The organism is Pseudomonas sp. CP-1, from assembly GCF_021213715.1.
In the GTDB taxonomy this organism is placed as follows: domain Bacteria; phylum Pseudomonadota; class Gammaproteobacteria; order Pseudomonadales; family Pseudomonadaceae; genus Pseudomonas; species Pseudomonas aeruginosa.
Map to the genome: position 1 here is coordinate 19,402 of NZ_JAJQKY010000003.1, position 24,459 is coordinate 43,860.

23 protein-coding genes are annotated in these 24,459 nt (G+C 66.4%); 18 read left to right on the forward strand and 5 right to left on the reverse strand.

Annotated features, from left to right (window positions below):
• Positions 1-64: 64 nt before the first annotated feature.
• The 3 genes from phuR (at position 65) to LT948_RS07050 (ending at position 3,402) form a co-directional block, all read left to right on the forward strand.
• On the forward strand, positions 65-2,359 hold the full coding sequence (phuR, locus tag LT948_RS07040; RefSeq protein WP_003095102.1) for a heme/hemoglobin uptake receptor PhuR: 2,295 nt from the start codon (positions 65-67) through the stop codon (positions 2,357-2,359).
• Between the two features lie 102 nt (positions 2,360-2,461).
• Positions 2,462-2,809: a Rieske (2Fe-2S) protein gene (locus LT948_RS07045; protein ID WP_003121065.1), complete on the forward strand. Its 348-nt coding sequence runs from the start codon at positions 2,462-2,464 to the stop codon at positions 2,807-2,809.
• An 80-nt stretch (positions 2,810-2,889) separates the two neighbouring features.
• Complete coding sequence (locus LT948_RS07050; RefSeq protein WP_003095104.1) at positions 2,890-3,402, forward strand: DUF4136 domain-containing protein; 513 nt, start codon at positions 2,890-2,892, stop codon at positions 3,400-3,402.
• A gap of 3 nt (positions 3,403-3,405) precedes the next feature.
• Here the strand turns inward: LT948_RS07050 and LT948_RS07055 are convergent, their stop codons facing one another.
• On the reverse strand, positions 3,406-3,855 hold the full coding sequence (locus LT948_RS07055) for a DUF4345 family protein (RefSeq protein WP_004352646.1): 450 nt from the start codon (positions 3,853-3,855) through the stop codon (positions 3,406-3,408).
• A gap of 249 nt (positions 3,856-4,104) precedes the next feature.
• On the opposite strand from LT948_RS07055, the gene LT948_RS07060 reads away from it, so the two are divergent.
• Positions 4,105-4,554, forward strand: a complete 450-nt coding sequence (locus LT948_RS07060) for a DUF411 domain-containing protein (RefSeq protein WP_003095106.1) — start codon at positions 4,105-4,107, stop codon at positions 4,552-4,554.
• Between the two features lie 58 nt (positions 4,555-4,612).
• Here the strand turns inward: LT948_RS07060 and alaC are convergent, their stop codons facing one another.
• A complete protein-coding gene (alaC, locus tag LT948_RS07065; protein WP_003111172.1) occupies positions 4,613-5,848 on the reverse strand; it encodes an alanine transaminase in 1,236 nt (411 codons plus the stop codon).
• A gap of 169 nt (positions 5,849-6,017) precedes the next feature.
• On the opposite strand from alaC, the gene LT948_RS07070 reads away from it, so the two are divergent.
• Together LT948_RS07070 and ypfJ are read left to right on the forward strand one after the other, a co-directional pair.
• Positions 6,018-6,872 carry a PhzF family phenazine biosynthesis protein gene (locus LT948_RS07070; RefSeq protein ID WP_003113456.1) on the forward strand — a complete coding sequence of 285 codons (855 nt, stop codon included), beginning with the start codon at positions 6,018-6,020 and terminating at the stop codon, positions 6,870-6,872.
• A gap of 67 nt (positions 6,873-6,939) precedes the next feature.
• Positions 6,940-7,833, forward strand: coding sequence for a KPN_02809 family neutral zinc metallopeptidase (ypfJ, locus tag LT948_RS07075; protein ID WP_003095112.1), 894 nt, complete (start codon positions 6,940-6,942; stop codon positions 7,831-7,833).
• A gap of 21 nt (positions 7,834-7,854) precedes the next feature.
• On the opposite strand, the gene LT948_RS07080 is transcribed toward ypfJ, so the two are convergent.
• Positions 7,855-8,331, reverse strand: coding sequence for a SecDF P1 head subdomain-containing protein (locus LT948_RS07080; protein WP_003111176.1), 477 nt, complete (start codon positions 8,329-8,331; stop codon positions 7,855-7,857).
• 413 nt (positions 8,332-8,744) lie between these two features.
• Here LT948_RS07080 and LT948_RS07085 point away from each other — a divergent pair, with 413 nt between their 5' ends.
• Together LT948_RS07085 and trmA are read left to right on the forward strand one after the other, a co-directional pair.
• Positions 8,745-10,040 carry an NCS2 family permease gene (locus LT948_RS07085; RefSeq protein ID WP_003095114.1) on the forward strand — a complete coding sequence of 432 codons (1,296 nt, stop codon included), beginning with the start codon at positions 8,745-8,747 and terminating at the stop codon, positions 10,038-10,040.
• Positions 10,037-11,128 carry a tRNA (uridine(54)-C5)-methyltransferase TrmA gene (gene trmA / locus LT948_RS07090; protein ID WP_003135215.1) on the forward strand — a complete coding sequence of 364 codons (1,092 nt, stop codon included), beginning with the start codon at positions 10,037-10,039 and terminating at the stop codon, positions 11,126-11,128. Before LT948_RS07085 ends, trmA begins: the two co-directional genes overlap by 4 nt.
• 33 nt (positions 11,129-11,161) lie before the next feature.
• Here trmA and sfsA read toward each other — a convergent pair whose 3' ends face one another.
• Together sfsA and LT948_RS07100 are read right to left on the reverse strand one after the other, a co-directional pair.
• Positions 11,162-11,869 (reverse strand): DNA/RNA nuclease SfsA, encoded by a 708-nt coding sequence (sfsA, locus tag LT948_RS07095; RefSeq protein ID WP_003100180.1) that lies wholly within the window; start codon positions 11,867-11,869, stop codon positions 11,162-11,164.
• Positions 11,869-13,041 carry a pyridoxal phosphate-dependent aminotransferase gene (locus LT948_RS07100; RefSeq protein WP_003095120.1) on the reverse strand — a complete coding sequence of 391 codons (1,173 nt, stop codon included), beginning with the start codon at positions 13,039-13,041 and terminating at the stop codon, positions 11,869-11,871. Before LT948_RS07100 ends, sfsA begins: the two co-directional genes overlap by 1 nt.
• A 192-nt stretch (positions 13,042-13,233) precedes the next feature.
• Between LT948_RS07100 and dksA the strand changes: the two genes are divergently transcribed.
• From dksA to panD, 10 genes are all read left to right on the forward strand, one after another.
• On the forward strand, positions 13,234-13,680 hold the full coding sequence (gene dksA, locus LT948_RS07105; protein WP_003095122.1) for an RNA polymerase-binding protein DksA: 447 nt from the start codon (positions 13,234-13,236) through the stop codon (positions 13,678-13,680).
• A gap of 67 nt (positions 13,681-13,747) precedes the next feature.
• The gene (gene gluQRS / locus LT948_RS07110) at positions 13,748-14,629 is read left to right on the forward strand and encodes a tRNA glutamyl-Q(34) synthetase GluQRS (RefSeq protein WP_023094226.1); all 882 of its coding nucleotides are present in this window, start codon (positions 13,748-13,750) and stop codon (positions 14,627-14,629) included.
• A gap of 69 nt (positions 14,630-14,698) precedes the next feature.
• The gene (locus LT948_RS07115) at positions 14,699-14,875 is read left to right on the forward strand and encodes a hypothetical protein (protein WP_003095129.1); all 177 of its coding nucleotides are present in this window, start codon (positions 14,699-14,701) and stop codon (positions 14,873-14,875) included.
• The gene (gene cbrA / locus LT948_RS07120) at positions 14,859-17,810 is read left to right on the forward strand and encodes a two-component system sensor histidine kinase CbrA (protein ID WP_003095132.1); all 2,952 of its coding nucleotides are present in this window, start codon (positions 14,859-14,861) and stop codon (positions 17,808-17,810) included. Before LT948_RS07115 ends, cbrA begins: the two co-directional genes overlap by 17 nt.
• Positions 17,811-17,836: 26 nt before the next feature.
• On the forward strand, positions 17,837-19,273 hold the full coding sequence (gene cbrB / locus LT948_RS07125; protein WP_003095138.1) for a two-component system response regulator CbrB: 1,437 nt from the start codon (positions 17,837-17,839) through the stop codon (positions 19,271-19,273).
• 899 nt (positions 19,274-20,172) lie between these two features.
• Positions 20,173-21,576, forward strand: coding sequence for a polynucleotide adenylyltransferase PcnB (locus LT948_RS07130; protein ID WP_003135224.1), 1,404 nt, complete (start codon positions 20,173-20,175; stop codon positions 21,574-21,576).
• Positions 21,573-22,061: a 2-amino-4-hydroxy-6-hydroxymethyldihydropteridine diphosphokinase gene (gene folK, locus LT948_RS07135; RefSeq protein ID WP_023085769.1), complete on the forward strand. Its 489-nt coding sequence runs from the start codon at positions 21,573-21,575 to the stop codon at positions 22,059-22,061. Before LT948_RS07130 ends, folK begins: the two co-directional genes overlap by 4 nt.
• A 249-nt stretch (positions 22,062-22,310) precedes the next feature.
• Positions 22,311-23,111, forward strand: a complete 801-nt coding sequence (panB, locus tag LT948_RS07140; protein ID WP_003095147.1) for a 3-methyl-2-oxobutanoate hydroxymethyltransferase — start codon at positions 22,311-22,313, stop codon at positions 23,109-23,111.
• A complete protein-coding gene (panC, locus tag LT948_RS07145; RefSeq protein WP_023876017.1) occupies positions 23,108-23,959 on the forward strand; it encodes a pantoate--beta-alanine ligase in 852 nt (283 codons plus the stop codon). The genes panB and panC overlap by 4 nt, the downstream gene beginning before the upstream one ends.
• 93 nt (positions 23,960-24,052) lie before the next feature.
• Complete coding sequence (gene panD, locus LT948_RS07150) at positions 24,053-24,433, forward strand: aspartate 1-decarboxylase (protein WP_023876018.1); 381 nt, start codon at positions 24,053-24,055, stop codon at positions 24,431-24,433.
• Positions 24,434-24,459: the final 26 nt, after the last annotated feature.

Genomic DNA, 24,459 nt, shown 5'->3' on the forward strand with positions numbered 1-24,459 from the left:
CAGTACCTTGTGCGCCCGACGTCCCCCTGGCTATTCGCCACCGGCCCGACCCAAGGAGTCCCACATGCCGCTCTCCCCGCCCTTCGCCCTGCGCCCCTGCCTGGCCCTGCTGTTGCTCAGCCCTTCCCTGGCTCTGGCGGGGAACGCCGTCCCGCTGACCCCGACCACCATCACCGCCACCCGTACCGAGCAGGCAGTGGATTCGGTGCCGAGCACCGTCAGCGTGCAGACCCGCGAACAACTGGACCGGCAGAACGTCAACAACATCAAGGAACTGGTGCGCTACGAACCGGGAGTCTCGGTCGGCGGCGCCGGCCAGCGTGCCGGGATCACCGGCTACAACATCCGCGGCATCGACGGGAACCGCATCCTTACGCAGATCGACGGGGTCGAACTGCCCAACGACTTCTTCAGCGGCCCCTACGCGCAGACCCACCGCAACTACGTCGATCCGGACATCGTAAAGCGCGTGGAAATCCTTCGCGGCCCGGCCTCGGCGCTGTACGGCAGCAACGCCATCGGCGGCGCGGTGAGCTACTTCACCCTCGACCCGTCGGACATCATCAAGGACGGCAAGGACGTCGGCGCCCGGCTGAAGGCCGGCTACGAGTCGGCAAGCCACTCCTGGCTGACCTCGGCCACCGTCGCCGGCCGCGCCGACGACTTCGACGGCCTGCTGCATTATGGCTACCGCCAGGGCCACGAGACCGAATCCAACGGCGGCCACGGCGGCACCGGGCTCTCGCGCAGCGAAGCCAACCCGGAAGACGCCGACAGCTACAGCCTGCTCGGCAAGCTGGGCTGGAACTACGCCGAGGGCAGCCGCTTCGGGCTGGTCTTCGAGAAGTACAAGAGCGACGTCGATACCGACCAGAAGAGCGCCTATGGCGGCCCCTACGACAAGGGCAAGCCGGCCATCCCACCGAGCATGCTGCCGGGCGGCATGTACCAGTGGCGCAAGGGCAACGACACCCTGACTCGCGAGCGCTACGGCCTGGAGCACCATTTCCTGCTCGACAGCCCGGTCGCCGATCGCATCCAGTGGAGCCTGAACTACCAGTTGGCGAAGACCGACCAGGCGACCCGCGAGTTCTACTACCCGATCACCCGCAAGGTCCTGCGCACCCGCGACACTACCTACAAGGAACGCCTGTGGGTCTTCGACAGCCAGTTGGACAAGAGCTTCGCCATCGGCGAGACCGAGCACCTGCTGAGCTACGGGATCAATCTCAAGCACCAGAAGGTCACCGGCATGCGCAGCGGCACCGGCACCAACCTGGACACCGGCGCGGACAGCCCGCGTGATGCCCTGGAACGCAGCAGCGACTTTCCCGATCCGACGGTGAAGACCTACGCCCTGTTCGCCCAGGACAGCATCAGCTGGAACGACTGGACCTTCACTCCCGGCCTGCGTTACGACTACACGCGCATGGAGCCGCACATCACCGACGAGTTCCTGCGCACCATGAAGCAGAGCCAGAACACCGCGGTCGACGAGTCGGACAAGAAATGGCACCGGGTTTCGCCCAAGTTCGGCGTGACCTACGACTTCGCCCAGCACTACACCTGGTACGGCCAATACGCCCAGGGCTTCCGCACGCCCACCGCCAAGGCGCTGTACGGTCGATTCGAGAACCTGCAGGCGGGCTACCACATCGAGCCTAACCCCAACCTCAAGCCGGAAAAGAGCCAGAGCTTCGAGACCGGGTTGCGCGGCAAGTTCGACGAAGGCAGCTTCGGCGTAGCGGTGTTCTACAACAAATATCGCGACTTCATCGACGAAGACGCCCTGAATACCGATAGCACCGGCGGCAACGGCCAGACCTTCCAGTCCAACAACATCGAGCGGGCGGTGATCAAGGGCGTCGAGCTCAAGGGCCGCCTGGAGCTGGGCGCCTTCGGCGCGCCGCAGGGACTCTACACCCAGGGCAGCGTGGCCTACGCCTACGGTCGCAACAAGGACAACGGCGAGCCGATCAACAGCGTCAACCCACTCACCGGAGTGTTCGGCCTGGGCTACGACGAAGCAGACGGCAACTACGGCGGGCTGCTCAGCTGGACCCTGGTCAAACGCAAGGATCGCGTCGACGACAGCACCTTCCACACCCCGGATGGCACCGCCAGCCAGTTCAAGACCCCGGGCTTCGGCGTCCTCGACCTCAGCGCCTACTACAGGCTGAGCAAGGACCTGACCCTCAACGCCGGTCTCTACAATCTGACCGACAAGAAATACTGGCTGTGGGATGACGTGCGCGGCTACGACAGCGTCGGCGAGGCTTCGGCGCTGGCCCCGGCCAACATCGACCGGCTGTCCCAGCCAGGCCGTAATTTCGCGGTCAACCTGGTCTGGGACATCTGACCCGTTACCCCTTCGCACACGGAAGTGCCCCCATACCCAGCGCCTGGCCATGCCGGGCGCTTTCCATGCCACAGGTGAAAGCCGTCCTCCGGATCAGGGATAATGATCCCGGCAAACGGAGCGCCCATGATCCACCTGTGTCCCTCTTCCCATCTCGCCGAAGGCAACAGCCGCGGCTTCCTCGTCGATGAGCGGCGGCTGTTCGCGGTGCGTCGCGACGGCCGCGCCTACATCTACCTGAACCGCTGCCCGCATCGCGGCATCCCGTTGGAGTGGCAGCCCGATGCCTTCCTCGACGACAGCGCCAGCCTGATCCGTTGCGCCAGCCACGGCGCGCTGTTCCTCATCGAGTCCGGCGAGTGCGTCGCCGGCCCCTGCGCTGGCGAGCGCTTGCGCGCCCTGCCCTGCCGGGAAGACGCCGAAGGCCTCTGGGTGGAGCTGGACGACTGACCCAACGGGGGATGGGCGGCAAGCCGCGAGGCAACGGCTAGGCTTGCGGCACAAAGATAAAAAAGAGGAAGGAACGCGCCATGCGCCGATTCAGCCTGCGCTTCGTCCTGCTGCTCCTGTTCGGCCTGCTGCTCTATGCCTGCCGCAATGAACCGGGCCCCGTACGGCTCGCCCCTGGCGTAACAGCGGCGGATTACCGGACTTTCTTCATCCAGGCGGTACGCGCCGAGGGGCACCGCATCGACTTCGAAGAGCGTTTCGATACGGCCGTGCGCCGCGCCCTGGAGGCCAAGGGCTATCGCTACCAGGCGGAACACGGCGACCTGCGGGTGATCTACGCCCTCGGCCTGCAACGCCAGCCGGGCCTGGAAATGCGCCCGGTGATCACCCAGGATGGCGTCTTCACCCAGACCCAACTGACCGAAGACACCGAGGCCAGGCTGGCGCTGCGCATCCTTGACGAAAGCAACGGCAGGGTCCTTCTGGAAAGCGTGCTGAGCCGCCAACTGCACGATCCGGCGCTGACCCAGGAAGCGTTCGACCGCGGCGTCGCGCAATTGCTGAAGGACTTCCCGAGTCGCAGTCAACCTTGAATGTCACAGGCCGTCGAAGTCGTCCTCGCGGCGCTCGGTGCTCTCGCCGGGCGTCGACAGCCGGGGCGGCCGCCGTTGCAGCCACCACAGGGCGGCGATCCCCAGGGCAGCCATTGCGCCGCGGAACAGCAGGCCGAACAGGTTGCCGTCGGCCTCCATCCCGCCCTCGATCCAGGCAATCAATAGCCGCGACAGAGTCAGGATCGATTGCAGCAGCACTACCAGGATCAACGCCGGCTGCACCAGCGAAGCCCGGCGCAGGGCGAACAGCAGGAACAACGCCAGGGCGAACTGATGGCCGCCATAGAACACCCGCGCATCGCTGACCGCCGAAGGCTCCATCAGCAGCATGCCACTGAGATTGGCCATCTCGTAGGGACGCACCCAGTACAGCACTCCCAGCGCGCCCCATACCAGCGCCTGAACCAGCAAAACCAAACGGGCGAAGAGCATCCCCTTTCTCCTCGGGCCTGTTGCCCCCAGCGGTCAGTTCGACACCGGCGGCGAACGCCCCGGCAACCCTAAGGACAGCAGACCCAAACCGCGCCGACGAGTTCGCTGCGACAATCCGTCCCTGCCCAACGGCAACCCGGCGCGGCGGGCAGCGCATCGCTTCGTCACAAGTGGATACAGCTCACCGGCTGGGTGGCAGCGGGTGCCAGCGGTATGCTCCCGGCATTCGCTCGCAGCAAGGAGAATCCCATGCGCCGCTTCGCTCCCCTGGCCGTCCTGGCCGCCACCCTGCTCCACGGTTCCCTGGTCCAGGCCGCCGAACCGCTGGCCATCGACGTCCACCGCGACGCCAACTGCGGCTGCTGCAAGGACTGGATCAAGCACCTCGAAGCCAACGGTTTCAAGGTCACCGACCATGTGGAAGCAGACATGAGCGCAGTCAAGAGCCGCCTCGGCGTGCCCTACAGCATGGGCTCCTGTCATACCGGAGTGATCGACGGCAAGTTCGTCGAAGGCCACGTGCCGGCAGCCGACATCCTCAAGCTGCGCGAACGCGCCGACCTGGTCGGCGCCGCCGTACCGGGCATGCCGGTCGGCTCACCGGGCATGGAAATGGGCGACCGCCAGGACGCCTACCAGGTCGTCGGCCTGACCAGGAGCGGCCAGGCCTCGGTACTGGCGGAGTACCCGGGACGCTAACGAAAACGCCGTTTCCCCCAGGGGAAACGGCGTTTTTCCTTGTAGCAGGGCGTGAGGATCACTCCGCCAGGCTATCGACCTTCTTCTGCGGCGACAGCAGCCCGTCGGCGCGGAACATCGACTTGATCCCGCGCACCGCCTGGCGCAGGCGGTCGCGGTTCTCGATCAGGGCGAAACGCACATGATCGTCGCCGTAGTCGCCGAAGCCGATCCCCGGCGACACCGAGACCTTGGCGTCCTGCAACAGCTTCTTGGCGAACTCCAGCGAGCCCAGATGCGCGTAGGGCTCGGGGATCTTCGCCCAGACGTACATCGAGGCCTTCGGGTTCTCCACCATCCAGCCGGCCTCGCGCAGCCCCTTCACCAGGACGTCGCGGCGCTGCTGGTACTGCCGGGCGATATCGCGGACGCACTGCTGGTCGCCTTCCAGAGCGGCGATGGCCGCCACCTGCAGGGGTGTGAAGGTGCCGTAGTCGTGGTAGCTCTTGATCCGCGCCAGGGCCGAGACCAGCTCGGGATTGCCGACCATGAAGCCGATCCGCCAGCCGGCCATGTTGTAGCTCTTCGACAGGGTGAAGAACTCCACGGCGATATCCTTGGCACCCGGTACCTGCATGATCGACGGCGCTTTCCAGCCGTCGTAGACGATGTCGGCATAGGCCAGGTCGTGCACGACCATCACGTCGTACTGCTTGGCCAGCGCCACCACGCGCTCGAAGAAGTCCAGCTCGACGCACTGCGCGGTAGGGTTGGAGGGGAAGCCGAGAATCATCATGCGCGGCTTGGGAATCGATTCGCGGATCGCCCGTTCCAGCTCGTTGAAGAAATCGATGCCCGGCACCAGCGGCACCGAGCGCACCTGGGCGCCGGCGATCACCGCACCGTAGATGTGGATCGGATAGCTCGGGTTGGGCACGAGGATGGTGTCGCCATGGTCGAGGGTCGCCAGCATCAGGTGCGCCAGGCCTTCCTTGGAGCCGATGGTGACGATGGCTTCGCTTTCCGGGTCGATCTGCACGTCGTAGCGGTCGCGGTACCAGTGCGAGATGGCCCGGCGCAGGCGCGGGATGCCGCGCGAGGTGGAGTAGCCATGGGTGTCTTCGCGCTGGGCGACGGTGCAGAGCTTCTCGACGATATGCGGCGGGGTCGGCCCGTCGGGATTGCCCATGCTCAGGTCGATGATGTCCTCGCCACGGCGACGAGCGGCCATCTTCAGTTCGGCGGTGATATTGAAAACGTAGGGGGGAAGGCGGTCGATGCGCGCGAAACGGCGCGCAGGGCGTGATTCAGCCATGCTGTCCTCGGAGTAACGTAAGCGCCCGGAACCGTCCGAGCGACGCCGGCCGCTGCGGCGGCCTGGAAAGCGCCAGCCAGGCGCTTTCTTGTCGGCGAACATAAAGGCCGATAGGCTGCTTGTCGAGTCCCCCCTCGCGTTTTTCATTCCATTTCACAGGAAAAGGCCCATGTCCCGACGCTACTGGCAACTCGATGTGTTCGCCGAGCGTCCGCTCACCGGCAACGGCCTGGCCGTGTTCGACGACGCCAGCGCCCTCGATGACGCCGCCATGCAGGCCTGGACCCGCGAACTGCGCCAGTTCGAGTCGATCTTCCTGCTGCCGGGCGACGACCCACGGGCCTTCCGCGCACGGATCTTCACCCTGGAGGAAGAACTGCCGTTCGCCGGCCACCCGCTGCTCGGCGCCGCCGCCCTGCTCCATCACCTGCGCGGCGGCGACAACGAACAGCACTGGACGCTGCACCTGGCCAGCAAATCGGTGGCCCTGCGCAGCGTGCGGGCGGGCAGCGGTTTCTACGCCGAGATGGACCAGGGCCGCGCCGAATTCGGCGCCACCCCGGACGCCGGGACCTGCCGCTGGTTCGCCGAAGCCTTCTCGCTATCGGCCAACGACCTGTCCGGGCATCCGCCGCGGGTGGTGAGCACCGGCCTGCCCTACCTGCTCCTGCCGGTGACCGCCGAGGCGCTGGGTCGAGCCCGTCAGGTCAACGATTTGCAAGAAGCCCTGGATAAACTCGGCGCGGCGTTTGTCTATCTGCTCGACGTCGACGGGCGCGAGGGCCGCACCTGGGACAACCTGGGGCTGGTGGAAGACGTGGCTACCGGCAGCGCTGCCGGTCCGGTCGCCGCCTACCTGGTGGAATACGGGCTTGCCGCGCGCGGCGAACCCTTCGTCCTGCACCAGGGACGCTTCCTCGAGCGGCCGAGCCGGCTCGACGTCCAGGTCGCGACAGACGGTAGCGTAAGGGTCGGCGGCCACGTCCAACTGCTCGCCCGCGCCGAGCTGCTGACCTCGGCCTGACGGTCGGGGTGGCGCTGGCGGCGGACGACGACAACACTGAAGAAGCGAAACGTACAGGAGAACCGCCATGCTCTGGCGCAAAGGACGACGCAGTGACAACGTGATTGATGCCCGGGGCGAAGGAGGCGCAGGCGGCGGTGGCGGCATGCGCATCGGCGGCAAGGGCCTCAGCCTGGGTGGGGTGGCCATCGTGGTGGTGGTCGGCCTGCTGATGGGCCAGGACCCGATGCAGATCCTCGGGTCGCTGCTCGGCCAGATGGACAGCCCGGCGCCGGCCACCCAGCAGCAGGCCGGCGGTCGGGCCCCGGCGGCCAATGACGAGCAGAGCGAGTTCGTCCGCTCGATCCTCGGCGACACCGAGGACACCTGGGAACAGATCTTCGCCAGCGGCCAGGCACAATACCAACAGCCCAAGCTGGTGCTGTTCAGCAATGGGGTGAATTCCGCCTGCGGCTTCGCCTCGTCGGCCACCGGGCCGTTCTACTGTCCGGCCGACCGCCGGGTCTACCTCGACCTGGAGTTCTTCCGCGAGATGGAACAGCGCTTCTCCGCCGCCGGCGACTTCGCCCAGGCCTATGTGATCGCCCACGAGGTCGGCCACCACGTGCAGAACCTGATGGGCATCTCGGCCAAGATCAACGCTGCCCGCCAGCGCGGCGCGCGCATGGAGGGCGCCAACGGCCTGTCGGTACGCCAGGAACTGCAGGCGGACTGCTTCGCCGGGGTCTGGGCCAACCGTGCACAGCAGCGGCTGAACTGGCTGGAGCCGGGCGACATCGAGGAAGCCCTGAACGCCGCCAACGCCATCGGCGACGATCGCCTGCAACGCCAGGGCCGCGGCATGGTGGTGCCGGATTCCTTCACCCATGGCTCCTCGGCGCAACGCATGCGCTGGTTCAAGACCGGCTTCGAGAGCGGCTCGCCGGCCAGTTGCGATACCTTCAAGGCCCAGACGCTCTGAGCCTCGCCGCCAGCCGGGCGCTTAGCGCCCCGGCTGGCTTCCCAGCGCATTCAACTGATCGGCCAGTTCCCTGGCCTCGTAGGCCGAAGCCAACCCGTCGAGATAGACCTTGCCGTTGCGGATCGGCTCGCGCACCCGCGGCGCCAGGCGCAGGCGCCCGTCCACCAGTACCGCGAGAGTGCGCCCCCGGGCCTCGCCGGTCAGCGCGGCCAGGCGGCGGGCGGCCGGTTCGGTGAAGGTGACTTCGACGCCGGGTCGACCGTTCTGGTCGTACAGGACCTCGGCGCGGAGTACGTCAGCCTGGGTCAGGCTGGGCTTCAGCGCCACCAGCATGGCCTTGCCCTGCGGGTCGGCCAGGGTGCGGAACGCCGCAGAAGGCGTGCTGGCGGTGGCATAGACCCCGAAGCTGTGCTGCGGGATCGGCAGCGGATCGCTGGCGCAGGCGGCCAGCAGCAGCGCCAGGCCCAGCGGAAGGAGTGCGAGTTTCGAGCGTTTCATGATGAGGTACTGCAGAAAACCTGGGCGGAGCGTCCGTCCGGACGCCAACGCCTATGTTAACGCCGCCCGCGCCGGGCGGGCGAGCAGGGCCTTCCGCGAGGCGACGATCGACTAGACTGGCGGAAATTCACCCCTCTCCCGCGAACTGGTATGATGCGCGCCTTTTCGAGCCGTATGAACCCCACGCAGGCCGCCGCGAGGCCCCTGGCGTGCGTGGGTCGTTTCATGCGGCTCGCGCATTTTCGGGACTCAGCCGTCTGCCGGGATCGTTCGCGATACCGCGCCGACGAGACAGCGATGCAACGCCCGCCACGCGGAAATTCGGTTTTCCCTGGTCGGCGGCCGGCTCCGCGGCCGGCCACTTCTGCTGGCGCCATGGGGATCGTTGCAGAGCACATTCAGGGGAATCCAACATGCTGGAAAAGCTGTTTCAACTAAAGGCGCACAACACCACGGTGCGCACCGAGATCCTGGCGGGGATCACCACCTTCCTGACCATGGCCTACATCCTCTTCGTCAACCCGAGCATCCTCGGCGAGACCGGCATGGACAAGGGCGCGGTGTTCGTCGCCACCTGCCTGGCAGCGGCCATCGGCTCGACCATCATGGGCCTGATCGCCAACTACCCGATCGCCCTGGCCCCCGGCATGGGCCTCAACGCCTTCTTCACCTACACCGTGGTGCTGCACATGGGCCACAGCTGGCAGGTCGCGCTGGGCGCAGTGTTCATTTCCGCCACCATGTTCTTCCTGCTGTCGATCTTTCGCATCCGCGAATGGATCATCAACAGCATCCCCCTGCCGCTGCGCTCGGCGATCGCCGCCGGCATCGGCCTGTTCCTCGCACTGATCGCCCTGCAGAACGCGGGCATCGTGGTGGACAACCCGGCAACCCTGATCGGCATGGGCGACCTGACCAAGCCGGCACCGATCCTCGCCACCCTCGGCTTCATCCTGATCGTCGCCCTGGAGGCGCGTAGCGTCACCGGCGCGGTGCTGATCGGTATCCTGGTGGTCACCGCCATCGCCATCCTGCTCGGCGTGACCCAGTTCGGCGGCGTGGTCTCGATGCCGCCGTCGCTGGCGCCGACCTTCCTCCAACTGGACATCAAGGGCGCGCTGGACATCGGCCTGGTCAGCGTGATCTTCGCCTTCCTCTTCGTCGACCTGTTCGACAACTCCGGCACCCTGATCGGCGTCGCCAAGCGCGCCGGACTGATGGGCAAGGACGGCCACATGCCGAAGATGGGCCGCGCGCTGATCGCCGACAGTACCGCCGCCATGGGCGGCTCGCTGCTGGGCACCTCGACCACCACCAGCTACATCGAGTCCGCCGCGGGCGTCAGCGCCGGCGGCCGCACCGGCCTGACCGCCATCGTCGTCGCCATCCTGTTCCTCCTCGCGCTGTTCTTCGCCCCACTGGCCGGCAGCGTACCGGCCTTCGCCACCGCCCCGGCGCTGCTCTTCGTCGCCGTGCTGATGGCCTCGGGCCTGGCAGAGATCGACTGGGAAGACATCACCGTCGCCGCGCCGGTGGTCGTCACCGCGCTGGCCATGCCGTTCACCTACTCGATCGCCACCGGCATCGCCTTCGGCTTCATTTCCTGGACCGCGATCAAGGTGCTGTCCGGGCGCTGGCGCGAACTGAACCCGGCGCTGGTGATCCTCTCCGTGCTGTTCGTGATCAAGCTGGGCTTCTTCAACGCATGAGCCGTCCACAGTTCGACCCCAGCGCCTACGCCGCACAACTGGAAGACAAGAAGTCCCGCCTCGCCGGATTGCTGGCCCCGTTCGCGGCACCCGCGCCGGAGGTCTTCGAGTCGCCGCGCGAGCATTACCGGCTGCGCGCCGAATTCCGCTTGTGGCGGGAAACCGGCAACGAGAAGCGTCACTACGCGATGTTCGAGCAGGGCGACAAGCACACGCCGATCCTGATCGAGGATTTCCCCATCGCCAGCCGCCGCATCAACGAACTGATGCCGCGCCTGAAGGCGGCCTGGGCCGACCCGGCGCTGGGCTTCAAGCTGTTCCAGGTGGAGTTTCTCACCACCCTGGCCGGCGACGCGCTGATCACCCTCTGCTACCACCGGCCGATCGACGACGCCTGGCGACAGGCAGCGGAAAAGCTCGCGGCGGAACTGGGCGTGAACCTGGTCGGGCGTTCGCGCGGCAAGCGTATCGTCGTCGGACGCGACTATGTGGAGGAGGAACTGTCGGTCGCCGGCCGGCGCTTCCGCTACCGCCAGCCCGAGGGGGCTTTCACCCAGCCCAACGGCGAGGTCAACCAGAAGATGCTCGGCTGGGCCTACGAGGCGCTCGGCCAGCGCGACGACGACCTGCTCGAACTGTACTGCGGCAACGGCAACTTCACCCTGCCCCTGGCCACCCGGGTACGCAAGGTGCTGGCCACCGAGATCAGCAAGTCCTCGGTCAATGCGGCGCTGGCCAACCTGGCCGACAACGCGGTGGACAACGTCAGCCTGGTGCGCCTGTCGGCCGAAGAGCTGACCCAGGCGCTGAACGAGGTTCGCCCGTTCCGCCGCCTGGCCGACATCGATCTGAAGAGCTACGCCTTCGGCAATGTCTTCGTCGATCCGCCACGAGCCGGCATGGATCCGGACACCTGCGAGCTGACCCGGCGCTTCGAGCGCATCCTGTACATTTCGTGCAACCCGGAAACCCTGGCGCAGAACATCGCCCAACTGCACGACACGCACCGGATCAGCCGCTGCGCGCTGTTCGACCAGTTCCCCTACACCCACCACATGGAAAGCGGCGTCCTGCTCGAACGCCGCTGAGCGAGTGGCCGCGCCCCACGGCGCGGCCATGCCTCAGAGTCGCACCGGGAGGCGCCGCGCCAGGTGCAATCCTTCCGTCGTCACCTCGGCGCCATAGGCCAGCACCTCGACGCCCGCTTGCGCCGCCTCGCGCAACGCCTTGCCATAGGCTGGATCGATCTCGTCGGCGGGGCGCACCGCCTCGACCCCGGAAAGGTTCACGCAGTACAGCTGCACCGCGCGGATCCCCTCCCGCGCCAGCGCCGCCAGTTCGCGCAGGTGCTTGGCGCCGCGCAGCGTCACCGCGTCGGGAAAGGCCGCCACGGCGGTTTCGTCGAAGCCCAGGGTGACGCTCTTCACCTCGATGAACAGTGCGCCCGTGGGGTATTCCAGGCGAAAGTCGGCGCGACTGTTCTCCACGCCGTAGGCCACTTCCCGGCGCAGAGCGGTGAAACCGGCAAGCTCCGCGATGTCCCCGGCCAGCAGCGCCTCCTCTACCAGGCGGTTGGCCCGCGCCGTGTTGACGCAGGCCAGGCGGCCCTGCGGGGTCTCGCTCAGCTCCCAGGTCCCCGGCAGCTTGCGCTTGGGGTCGTTGGAGCGGCTGAACCAGACCCGGCAGCCTTCGCTCATGCAATTGAGCATCGAACCGGTATTCGGACAGTGGATGGTCAGGCGCTCGCCGCCGGCGCTCTCGATATCGGCGAGGAAACGCTTGTAGCGACGCAGCAGGCGGCCTTCTTCCAGTGGCTGCTCGAAACGCATCAGGGCCGCCAGTTCTTCAGGCCGCGGGCGATCCGCTCCACCGCTTCCTGCAGGCGCGGCAGGTTCTGGGTATAGGCGAAACGCACGTGGTGGCCGGCCTGGTGGCGGCCGAAATCCAGCCCCGGGGTGAAGGCGACGTGCTCGGTCTCGATGAAGTGCTTGCAGAAGGCGTAGGCATCGCCGCCGAACGCGCTGATATCGGCGTAGAGATAGAAGGCGCCTTCCGGCTCCACGGCGATTCCGAAACCCAGCTCGCGCAGGGCCGGCAGGAGGAAGTCGCGACGGCGGGCGAACTCTTCGCGACGCTCTTCGAGAATGGCGATGGTGGTCGGTTCGAAACAGGCCAGCGCGGCCTGCTGGGCCATGCTCGGCGCGCTGATGTAGAGGTTCTGCGCCAGCTTCTCCAGCTCAGGCACCGCCGCTGCCGGCGCCACCAGCCAGCCCAGGCGCCAGCCGGTCATGCCGAAATACTTGGAAAAACTATTCAGGACGAAAGCGTCGTCGTCGACTTCCAGCACCGAGGCGGCGTCCACGCCATAGGTCAGGCCGTGATAGATCTCGTCCACCACCAAGTGCCCGCCGCGGGCCTTCAAGGCGCCCGACAGGCCGGCCAGCTCGTCGCGATCGAGCAGGGTCCCGGTCGGATTCGCCGGCGTCGCCACCAGAGCGCCTACACTGTCTGAATCCCAGTGTCGCTCGATGAGATCCGGCGTCAGTTGGTAACGGCTGTCCGGCCCCACCGGCACCAGTTGCGCGGCGCCTTCCACCAGGCGCAGGAAATGCCTGTTGCACGGGTAGCCCGGGTCGGCGAGCAACCAGTGGCGGCCGGGGTCGACCAGCAAGCTGCTGGCCAGCAGCAGGGCGCCGGAGCCGCCCGGAGTGACCAGCACGCGCTGCGGGTCGAGGTCGACCCCGTAGCGTTCGCCGTAGAATTTCGCGATCGCCTCGCGCAGCGCCGGCAGGCCGCGGGCGGCGGTGTAGCGGGTATGCCCGGCGGCCAGGGCGGCGCGCCCGGCCTCGACGATCGGCTCGGCCGTGGTGAAGTCCGGCTCGCCGATCTCCAGGTGGATCACATCGTGGCCGGCGGCCTGCAACTCGTTGGCCCGCGCCAGCAGGGCCATGACATGGAAAGGCTCGATGGCCCGACTGCGCGCGCTATAGGAGGTAGCCATGGATATTCCGAACTTTGCGAGGAAAAACCGATTCTAACCAAGCCATTACGCGGGCGACACCAGCCTCGACAACCGGGAGTAGCGCCAAGGTTATCGTTCTGGTAAGTTCGCCCGCTTGCGACCGCGGGGCCGGAGAGCCGGCGAGGGAACCCTGCCGCGGACAGGATTAGCGAAAGTGAGAGGCGGCCATTCATGTCCACCAAAGCAAAACAACAGAGCAGCCAGCAGATGACCCGCGGCTTCGAACCCTATCAGGAAACCAAGGGCGAGGAGTACATGAGCGAGCGCATGCGCGCGCACTTCACCGCGATCCTGAACAAATGGAAACAGGAGCTGATGGAAGAGGTCGACCGTACCGTGCATCACATGCAGGACGAAGCGGCCAACTTCCCCGATCCGGCCGACCGCGCCAGCCAGGAAGAAGAATTCAGCCTGGAACTGCGCGCCCGCGACCGCGAGCGCAAGCTGATCAAGAAGATCGACGAGACCCTGCAACTGATCGAAGACGAAGAGTACGGCTGGTGCGACTCCTGCGGCGTCGAGATCGGCATCCGTCGCCTGGAGGCACGCCCCACCGCGACCCTCTGCATCGACTGCAAGACCCTCGCGGAAATCCGCGAGAAGCAACTCGGCTCCTGAGCCGGACCGACGGGGCGCCAAGGCGCCCCGTTTCGTTTCCGCCGTTCCCCGCCGCACCGCCCGCGCCATGACCTCTTCCTATGTAGGCCGCTTCGCCCCGACGCCCAGCGGCTACCTGCACTTCGGTTCCCTGGTGGCGGCCGTCGCCTCCTACCTGGACGCGCGTGCCGTCGGCGGCCGCTGGCTGGTGCGCATGGAAGACCTCGACCCGCCCCGCGAAGTCCCGGGCGCCCAGCAGGCGATCCTGGAAACCCTGGAGCGCTACGGCTTCGAATGGGACGGCGCGGTGGAGCGGCAGAGCGAACGCTTCCCGGCCTACGCCGCAGTGGTCGAGCAACTGCTGCGCAGCGGCCTGGCCTACGCCTGCACTTGCTCGCGCAAACAGCTTGAGGGATTCGCCGGGATCTACCCGGGCTTCTGCCGCGACGCCGGGCACGCCCGCGAGGACGCGGCGATCCGCCTGCGCGTGCCGGAGCTGGAATATCGCTTCGTCGACCGCGTGCAGGGCGAAGTCCGCCAGCATCTCGGCCGCGAGGTCGGCGATTTCGTCATCCAGCGCCGCGATGGCTTCTACGCCTACCAACTGGCGGTGGTGCTGGACGACGCCTGGCAGGGCATCACCGACATCGTCCGCGGCGCCGACCTGCTCGACTCGACCCCGCGCCAGCTTTACCTCCAGGAACTGCTGGGGCTGAGCCAGCCGCGCTACCTGCACGTGCCGCTGATCGTCCAGCCGGACGGGCACAAGCTCGGCAAGTCCTACCGCTCCCCGCCGCTGCCCTCCGAGCAGGCCGCCGCGCCGCTGACCCGCGCCCTGCGCGCGCTCGGCCAGCGGCCGCCGGCCGAACTGGCCCAGGCCAGCGCCAGCGAGGCGCTGGCCTGGGGCGTGGCGCACTGGGACGCCACGCGCATCCCGCGCTGCGCTACCCTTCCCGAGGAACGCCTGTAGCCCGCCCGGCGGCTTGCCGGCACCCACCCGCAGCCTGTAGCCTGCCGGCCCAAGCATGAGGGAAGCGGCATGTACATCTACCGACTGGTCCTGCTCCTGGTCGTGGGCATCTATCTCTTTTCCCCCGCCATCATGGACTGGTGGATCGACCCCAACGGCGCCTGGTACCGCCCGTACCTGCTGTGGCTGATCCTCATCGTGGTCACTTTCATCCTGCAGAGCCAGCGCGATGCTGACGAGCTTTAGCCTGACCCAGCTGATCCTGATCAGCGTCGCCTACCTCTCCACCCTCTTCGGCATCGCCTGGATCACCGAGCGCGGCTACGTGCCGCGCCGGCTGGTACGCCATCCGCTGGTCTACACCCTGTCGCTGGGCGTCTACGCCAGTGCCTGGGCGTTCTACGGCACGGTAGGCCTGGCCTACCAGTACGGCTACGGGTTCCTCGCCATCTACCTGGGGATTTCCGGGGCCTTCCTGCTCGCCCCGGTGCTGCTCTATCCGATCCTGCGGGTGACACGCGCCTACCAGCTGTCCTCGCTGGCCGACCTCTTCGCCTTCCGTTTCCGCAGTACCTGGGCCGGCGCCCTGACCACGCTGTTCATGCTGATCGGCGTGCTGCCGATGCTGGCCCTGCAGATCCAGGCGGTCACCGACTCGATCAGCATTCTCACCCGCGACCCGGCCCAGGAGCGGGTCGCATTCGTCTTCTGCACCCTGATCACCCTGTTCGCGATCCTCTTCGGCGCTCGCCACATCGCCACCCGCGAACGCCACGAGGGACTGGTGTTCGCCATCGCCTTCGAGTCGCTGGTCAAGCTGGTGATGCTCGGCAGTATCGGCCTCTACGCCCTGTACGGCGTCTTCGGCGGGCCGGAAGGCCTGGAAGTCTGGCTGCTGCAGAACCAGACCGCGCTGACCACCCTGCACACGCCGCTGGCCGAGGGTCCATGGCGAACGCTGCTGCTGGTGTTCTTCGCCGCGGCCATCGTGATGCCGCACATGTTCCACATGATCTTCACCGAGAACCTCAACCCGCGCGCGCTGATTTCCGCCAGCTGGGGCCTGCCGCTGTTCCTGCTGCTGATGAGCCTTGCGGTACCGCCGATCCTCTGGGCCGGGCTGCGCCTCGGCGCCTCGACCACACCGGAGTACTACACCATCGGCCTCGGCCTGGCGGTGGACAGCCCGGCCCTGGCCCTGGCCGCCTTCATCGGCGGCATCTCCGCCGCCAGCGGGCTGACTATCGTGATGACCCTGGCGCTCTCGGGAATGGTCCTCAACCACCTGGTGCTGCCGCTCTACCAGCCGCCGGCGCAGGGCAACATCTACCGCTGGCTGAAATGGACCCGGCGCCTGCTGATCGTCGCCATCATCATGGCCAGCTACGCCTTCTACCTGCTGCTGGGCGCCGAACAGGACCTCTCCAACCTGGGCATAGTGTCCTTCGTCGCCACCCTGCAATTCCTTCCCGGCGCCCTCTCGGTGCTGTACTGGCCGACCGCCAACCGCCGCGGCTTCATCTCCGGGCTGATCGCCGGCATGCTGGTCTGGGCGATCACCATGCTGCTGCCCCTGATGGGGAACGTACAGGGCCTGTACCTGCCGCTGTTCGACGTGATCTACGTGCTGGACGACTCCAACTGGCACCTGGCGGCGCTGTCCTCGCTGGCGGCCAACGTGCTGGTATTCACCCTGGTCTCGCTGTTCACCGAGGCCAGCGACGAGGAAAAAGGCGCCGCCGAGGCCTGCGCGGTGGACAACGTACGCCGTCCGCAACGCCGCGAACTGTTCGCCGGCTCGCCGCAGGAGTTCGCCAGCCAGCTGGCCAAGCCGCTGGGCGCCAAGACCGCGCAGAAGGAGGTCGAGCAGGCCCTGCGCGATCTCCACCTGCCCTTCGACGAACGTCGCCCCTATGCCCTGCGTCGCTTGCGCGACCGTATCGAGGCGAACCTTTCCGGGCTGATGGGTCCCAGTGTCGCCCAGGACATCGTGGAGACCTTCCTTCCCTACAAGACCAGCGAAGAAAGCTATGTCACCGAGGACATCCACTTCATCGAGAGCCGCCTGGAGGACTATCACTCCCGGCTGACCGGCCTCGCCGCCGAACTCGACACCCTGCGCCGCTACCACCGGCAGACCCTGCAAGACCTGCCGATGGGCGTCTGCTCCCTGGCCAAAGACCAGGAAGTGCTGATGTGGAACCGCGCCATCGAGGAACTCACCGGGGTCGGCGCGCAGAAGGTCGTCGGTTCGCGCCTGTCGGCCTTGCCCGAACCCTGGAAGGGCCTGCTGGAACGTTTCATCGACGCCCCCGACGAGCACCTGCACAAGCAGCGCCTGGTCTACGACGGCCACACCCGCTGGCTGAACCTGCACAAGGCGGCCATCGAGGAACCCCTGGCGCCGGGTAACAGCGGCCTGGTGCTACTGGTGGAAGACCTCACCGAAACCCAACTGCTGGAAGACAAGCTGGTCCACTCCGAACGCCTGGCTTCCATCGGCCGCCTTGCCGCCGGGGTAGCCCACGAGATCGGCAATCCGATCACCGGCATCGCCTGCCTGGCGCAGAACCTGCGCGAGGAGCGCGAAGGCGACGGCGAGCTGACCGAGATCAGCGAGCAGATCCTCGACCAGACCAAGCGCGTATCGCGCATCGTCCAGTCGTTGATGAGCTTCGCCCACTCCGGCAGCCACCTACAGGCCCTGGAACCGGTGTGCCTGAGCGAAGTCGCCCAGGAAGCCATCGGACTGCTGTCGCTGAACCGGCGTAGCGTCGAAGTAGAGTTCTTCAACCTCTGCGATCCGGCGCACTGGGTCGAGGGCGACTCGCAGCGCCTGGCCCAGGTGCTGATCAACCTGCTCTCCAATGCTCGCGACGCCAGCCCGCCGGGCGGCGCGATCCGGGTCCGCAGCGAAGCCTCGGAACATACCGTGGACCTGGTCGTCGAGGACGAGGGCAGCGGCATTCCGAAGGCGATCATGGACCAGTTGTTCGAACCGTTCTTCACCACCAAGGACCCCGGCAAGGGGACCGGGCTCGGCCTCGCACTGGTCTATTCGATCGTGGAAGAGCATTATGGACAGATAACCATCGAGAGCCCGACGGATCACCAGCGAGAAGGCGGCACCCGCTTCCGCGTGACCCTGCCGCGGCACCCTGGCCCGACGGCCGAGCTGTAGACGAGCACGTCGAGAGAGCTGAATACATGGCACATATTCTGATCGTCGAAGACGAAACCATTATCCGATCTGCATTGCGACGCCTGCTGGAGCGCAACCAGTACCAGGTCAGCGAAGCCGGCTCGGTGCAGGAAGCCCAGGAGCGCTACACCATCCCCTCCTTCGACATGGTGGTCAGCGACCTGCGCCTGCCGGGCGCCCCCGGCACCGAACTGATCAAGCTCGCCGAAGGCATTCCGGTGCTGATCATGACCAGCTACGCCAGCCTGCGTTCGGCGGTGGATTCGATGAAGATGGGCGCGGTGGACTACATCGCCAAGCCTTTCGACCACGACGAAATGCTCCAGGCCGTGGCGCGCATCCTCAAGGACCGCCAGGAGAACCGCAGCGCGGCCCCGGTCTCCGCCAACGGCGGCAAGGCCGGCGGCGAGCGCGGCGCCAGCCCGGCGGCAGCCGACGGCGAGATAGGCATCATCGGCTCCTGTGCGCCGATGCAAGAGCTGTACAGCAAGATTCGCAAGGTCGCGCCGACCGACTCCACGGTACTGATCCAGGGCGAGTCCGGCACCGGCAAGGAACTGGTCGCCCGCGCCCTGCACAACCTGTCGAAGCGCGCCAAGGCGCCGCTGATCTCGGTGAACTGTGCGGCGATTCCGGAAACCCTGATCGAATCCGAGCTGTTCGGCCATGAAAAAGGCGCCTTCACCGGTGCCAGCGCCGGGCGCGCCGGGCTGGTCGAAGCGGCCGACGGCGGCACCCTGTTCCTCGACGAGATCGGCGAACTGCCGCTGGAGGCCCAGGCCCGCCTGCTGCGCGTATTGCAGGAAGGCGAGATCCGCCGGGTCGGCTCGGTGCAATCGCAGAAGGTCGACGTGCGCCTGATCGCCGCCACCCACCGCGACCTGAAGACCCTGGCCAAGACCGGGCAATTCCGCGAAGACCTCTATTACCGCCTGCATGTGATCTCGCTGAAGCTGCCCGCCCTGCGCGAGCGTGGCAACGACGTGATGGAGATCGCCCGCGCCTTTCTGGCTCGCCAGTGCACCCGGATGGGGCGCGCGCCGCTCAGCTTCGCCCACGACGCCGAACAGGCGATCCGCCATTACCCATGGCCGGGCAACGTGCGCGAGCTGGAAAACGCCATCGAGCGGGCGGTGATCCTCAGCGAGAGCCAGGAAATCCACGCCGACCTGCTGGGTATCGACATTGAGCTGGACGACCTCGAGGACGACTTCGCCGCCGACCTCGGCCTCGGCCCGGCGGGCGCCGCGGCCAGCAACCACGAGCCCACCGAGGACCTTTCGCTGGAAGACTACTTCCAGCACTTCGTCCTCGAGCACCAGGACCACATGACCGAGACCGAACTGGCCCGCAAGCTGGGCATCAGCCGCAAATGCCTGTGGGAACGCCGCCAGCGCCTGGGCATTCCGCGACGCAAATCAGGGGCCTCGGCCGACTCGTAACACCCTGCAACCTGTTACCGCGGACGTACCGCGTAACAGAAACCGGGTTCATCGGTAACGGGAACCCGGTTTTTTTGTGCCCTCCGCCGACCCACCGAAAACCTCAACCCCTTGATTTTACTGGGTTTCGAAAAACTGGCACGGCATCTGCTTATGTATTGGCACAACAACAATAACAAGCAACGACGAAGACAATAAAAACAACACGTAACGACTCCAGCACAACAAAAACAAAATCGCGGAGGCGCAGCTAACTGATTCTTTTGGAGAGGAGTTGCTGTCGGGACCCGTCCCGCAGCCAGTCGGAAGAAGAATAAAACTGCCTTGAGGCAGCGCACAGACTGGTTGGATCGTTCGACGATCATGGCAGCATCAGCGACCAAAGCAATCCGTTTGCTATTGAACTCCCAGCCTGGGAGATATCCCTGAAGCGACTGGCTCAAGGGACGGGTCGACAAACAAAAACAACAAGCCCGAAATCATAATAAAAACAAAGCACGCACCTACTTGGGGGGGAGCTTCGGCTCCCCCAGTAGCTTCACCCCTCCCTCTGTTTTTCCCGTTTTTCCTTCGCCTTACACCATTTCCCCATCCAATGCTAGAATCCGCGCAGACTATGCGGCCATCCGCATGCCTTGCCAGATTCACCGCAGCCTTCCCGGCCCTCTCCCGCTTCGCGGGAACAGGATGTACGGCCCCTGTTCGTTTCTGTCAGGATGCATGGCGCAGTCGGTTCCGGCGCCCGGGACGCCCTGTGCGTCGCGGGGCCAAACATTCAACGGGTACAGAACACGCCTCGCCCGAGAGGTCCTGATAATGCCGCAGCATTACCCGACGTCCGTCCTGTTTGAGCAACGCAGGCGTGCAATCACCCACATCGTGCTCCCGATAACACATCCATGCTGAAAAAGCTGATCCAGACCATTCGTTCCCCCCTGCGCCGTCCGCGCGCCGTCCGTACAACCCCGGAAGTCATCGGTAACAACCAGCACTCCCTGCGCCGGGACCAGTTCAGCCGGAACGCCGTCAAGGTCGTCGAGATCCTCCAGCGGGCCGGCTACCAGGCCTACGTGGTCGGGGGCTGCGTACGCGACCAGATGCTCGGCATCGCTCCCAAGGACTTCGATGTCGCCACCAGCGCCACGCCGGAGCAGGTCCGCGCCGAATTCCGCAACGCGCGGATCATCGGCCGCCGCTTCAAACTGGTACACGTGCACTTCGGCCGCGAGATCATCGAGGTCGCCACCTTCCGCGCCCATCATCCGGAAGGCCAGGACGATGGCGATAGCCGCGCGTCCAGCAACGAAAGCGGCCGCATCCTGCGCGACAACGTCTATGGCAGCCTGGAAGACGACGCCCAGCGCCGCGACTTCACCATCAATGCCCTGTACTTCGACGTCACCAGCGAGCGGCTGCTGGACTACGCCAATGGCGTTCACGACATCCGCAATCGCCTGATCCGCCTGATCGGCGATCCGGAGCAGCGTTATCTGGAAGACCCGGTGCGGATGCTGCGGGCGGTACGTTTCGCCGCCAAGCTCGACTTCGAGATCGAAAAGCACAGCGCCACGCCGATTCGCCGGCTGGCCCCGCTGCTGCGGGAAATCCCTTCGGCGCGCCTGTTCGACGAGGTGCTCAAGCTGTTCCTCGCCGGCCGGGCCGAGCGCACTTTCGAACTGCTGGTCGAGTACGAACTGTTCGCGCCGTTGTTCCCGGCCAGCGCCAAGGCACTGCAGGCCAACCCCGACTACACCGGCAAGCTGATCCGCCAGGCCCTGGCCAATACCGATGCGCGAATTCGCCAGGGCAAGCCGGTAACCCCGGCCTTCCTCTTCGCCGCACTGCTCTGGCCGGCCCTGCCGGCGCGCGTCGCGCAGTTGCAGGAGAAAGGCATGCCGGCCATCCCGGCGATGCAGGAAGCCGCCCACGAACTGATCAGCGAACAGTGCCAGCGGATTGCCATTCCCAAGCGTTTCACCCTGCCGATCCGCGAGATCTGGGATATGCAGGAACGTCTGCCGCGACGCCAGGGCAAGCGCGCCGACCTGCTCCTGGAAAACCCGCGCTTCCGCGCCGGCTACGACTTCCTCCTGCTGCGCGAAAGTGCCGGCGAGGAAACCGAAGGACTCGGCCAATGGTGGACCGATTACCAGGAAGTCAGCGACAGCGAGCGGCGCAACATGATCCGCGACCTGGTCAGCCAGGAAGACGGCAGCGCCCCGCGCAAGCGTCGCCGCGGCGGCAACAGCGGCCGTCGGCGCCGCGGGCCGCGCAAGGAAGGCAGCGGCGGAAGCGGCGAATGATCCAGCGCGTCTACGTGGCGCTGGGCAGCAACCTGGCCGAACCGCGCGAGCAGATCCAGGCTGCCCTCGATGCCTTCGAGCGGCTTCCCGAGACCCGCCTGGTCGCCGTCTCGCCGCTCTATATCAGCGACCCGCTCGGCCCCGCCGACCAGCCGCGCTTCGTCAACGGCGTGGCGGCCCTCGACACCAACCTGGCGCCGCTCGACCTGCTCGACGCCCTGCAGGCCATCGAACTGGAACAGGGGCGCGTCCGCGACCTGCGCTGGGGTCCGCGCACGCTCGACCTGGACATCCTGCTGTTCGGCGAACAATTGCTCGACCTGCCGCGCCTGAAGGTGCCGCACTACCACATGCAGGCGCGCGCTTTCGTGCTCTATCCCCTCGCCGATCTCGCCCCCAACCTGCGCCTGCCCGATGGCCGCCACCTACCGGAGCTGCTCGCGGCCTGTCCGTTCGAGGGCATCGAACGCCTTCCGGGCGCCTGACCCTGCCTGCCCGCCGCTGCGCGAATACCTCGCGGCGGGCTCTTCACACTGTTACCGAAAAGCTGACGAAGGACGCCGCGGATGGGCGTACACTGCGCGCGCAACCGCAGGCGGCGCGGCGTTCGGCAGTGGCAGTAACGCCGTAACAATGCGGTAACACCTGCAATTGACTTCGAGCCACCCCATCCGGACTATAAGTGGCCGTTTGCCCCGCGCCGGCTCATCACCGGCCCAACGAGGAGCCTTTCCATGCCTGATGTAACCCTGACCACCCTGCAAGGGTTGAAGCAGAGCGGCGAGAAGATCGCCATGCTGACCTGCTACGACGCCACCTTCGCCCACACCGCCAGCCAGGCCGGCGTGGACGTGCTTCTGGTCGGAGATTCGCTCGGAATGGTATTGCAGGGTCACGACAGCACCCTGCCGGTCAGCAACGAGGAAATGGCCTATCACACGGCCTGCGTGAAACGCGGTAACAAAGGTTCCCTGATCGTCACCGACCTGGCCTTCGAATCCAGCCATTCCGTGGCCCAGACCCTTGCCGACGCGGTCCGCCTGATGCAGGCCGGCGCACACATGGTCAAGCTGGAGGGTGGGGCCTGGCTGGCGGAGCCGATCGCCCGCCTGGCACAGATGGGCGTGCCGGTCTGCGCGCATCTCGGCCTGACCCCGCAGGCGGTCAACCTGTTCGGCGGCTTCAAGGTCCAGGGCCGCCAGGAAACCCAGGCGCGCCAGTTGCGCGCCGATGCCATCGCCCTGGAGCAGGCCGGCGCCGCCATGCTGCTGCTGGAGTGCGTGCCCAGCGTGCTGGCCGAAGAGATCACCCAGGCGGTGAAGATCCCGGTGATCGGGATTGGCGCCGGTGCGGCGACCGATGGCCAGGTGCTGGTCATGCACGACATGCTGGGTCTCTCGCTGACCGGCCGCTCGCCCAAGTTCGTCAAGGATTTCATGCAAGGCCAGGAGAGCATCCCGGCCGCCATCGCGGCCTATGTCCGCGCCGTCAAGGACGTGTCCTTCCCCGCCGCCGAACACGGATTCAACGCATGAACACCGTCAAGACCGTCCGTGAACTGCGCGCCGCGGTGGCGCGCGCCCGCAGCGAAGGCAAGCGCATCGGCTTCGTGCCGACCATGGGCAACCTCCACGCCGGCCATGCCGCGCTGGTAAAGAAAGCCGGCGAACGCGCCGACTTCGTGGTCGTCAGCATCTTCGTCAACCCGCTGCAATTCGGCCCCAGCGAAGACCTCGACAAATACCCGCGAACCCTCGCAGCCGACCAGGAACGCCTGCTCGAAGCCGGCTGCCACCTGCTGTTCACCCCGACCGTCGAGGAAATGTACCCCGACGGCATGGACGGGCAGACCCGCATCCATGTTCCCGGCGTCTCCGAAGGCCTTTGCGGCGCCAGTCGTCCCGGCCATTTCGAAGGCGTGGCGACCGTGGTCAGCAAGCTGCTGAACATGGTCCAGCCGGACCTCGCGCTGTTCGGCGAAAAGGATTTCCAGCAGTTGGCGGTGATCCGCAAGCTGGTCCGCGACCTCAACCTGCCGTTGCAGATCTTCGGCGAGCCGACGGTGCGCGCCGCCGATGGCCTGGCGTTGTCCTCGCGCAACGGTTACCTCGACGAGCAGCAGCGCGCCGCCGCCCCGGCGATCTACCGCACCCTGCGGCAGCTCGGCGAACGCATCCGCGCCGGCGCCGAGGACTTCCCGGCATTGCTCGCCGACGCCCGCCAGGCCCTGGAACAGGCCGGGCTGCGCCCCGACTACCTGGAAATCCGCGAGCCGATCAGCCTGCGCCCCGGGGTACCCGGCGACCGCCAACTGGTGATCCTGGTCGCCGCCTACCTGGGCAGTACCCGGCTGATCGACAACCTCTCAGTCCACCTCGATTGACGCATGCCGAGCCCCCGGTTCCCGGGGGCTTGAGCGCTCACCACGGACTCGCCATACTCTGCCGCCCCCCGCGGACCCGATAGGAGTCGCCCCATGCACGCCATCATGCTCAAAGCCAAGTTGCATCGCGCCGAAGTCACCCATGCCGTCCTCGACTACGAAGGCTCCTGCGCCATCGACGGCGATTGGCTGGACCTCTCCGGAATCCGCGAGTACGAACAGATCCAGATCTACAACGTCGACAACGGCGAGCGCTTCACCACCTATGCGATCCGCGCCGAGAACGGCTCGAAGATGATCTCGGTGAACGGCGCCGCGGCACACAAGGTCAAGGTCGGCGACCGCGTGATCATCTGCGCCTACGCACACTACAGCGAAGCCGAACTGGCCAGCCACAAGCCGCGCATGCTGTACATGGCGCCGGGCAACCAGCTCAGCCATACCAGCGAGGCGATTCCGATACAGGTCGCCTGACCTCGCCCCCTCTGGATAAAGCCCGG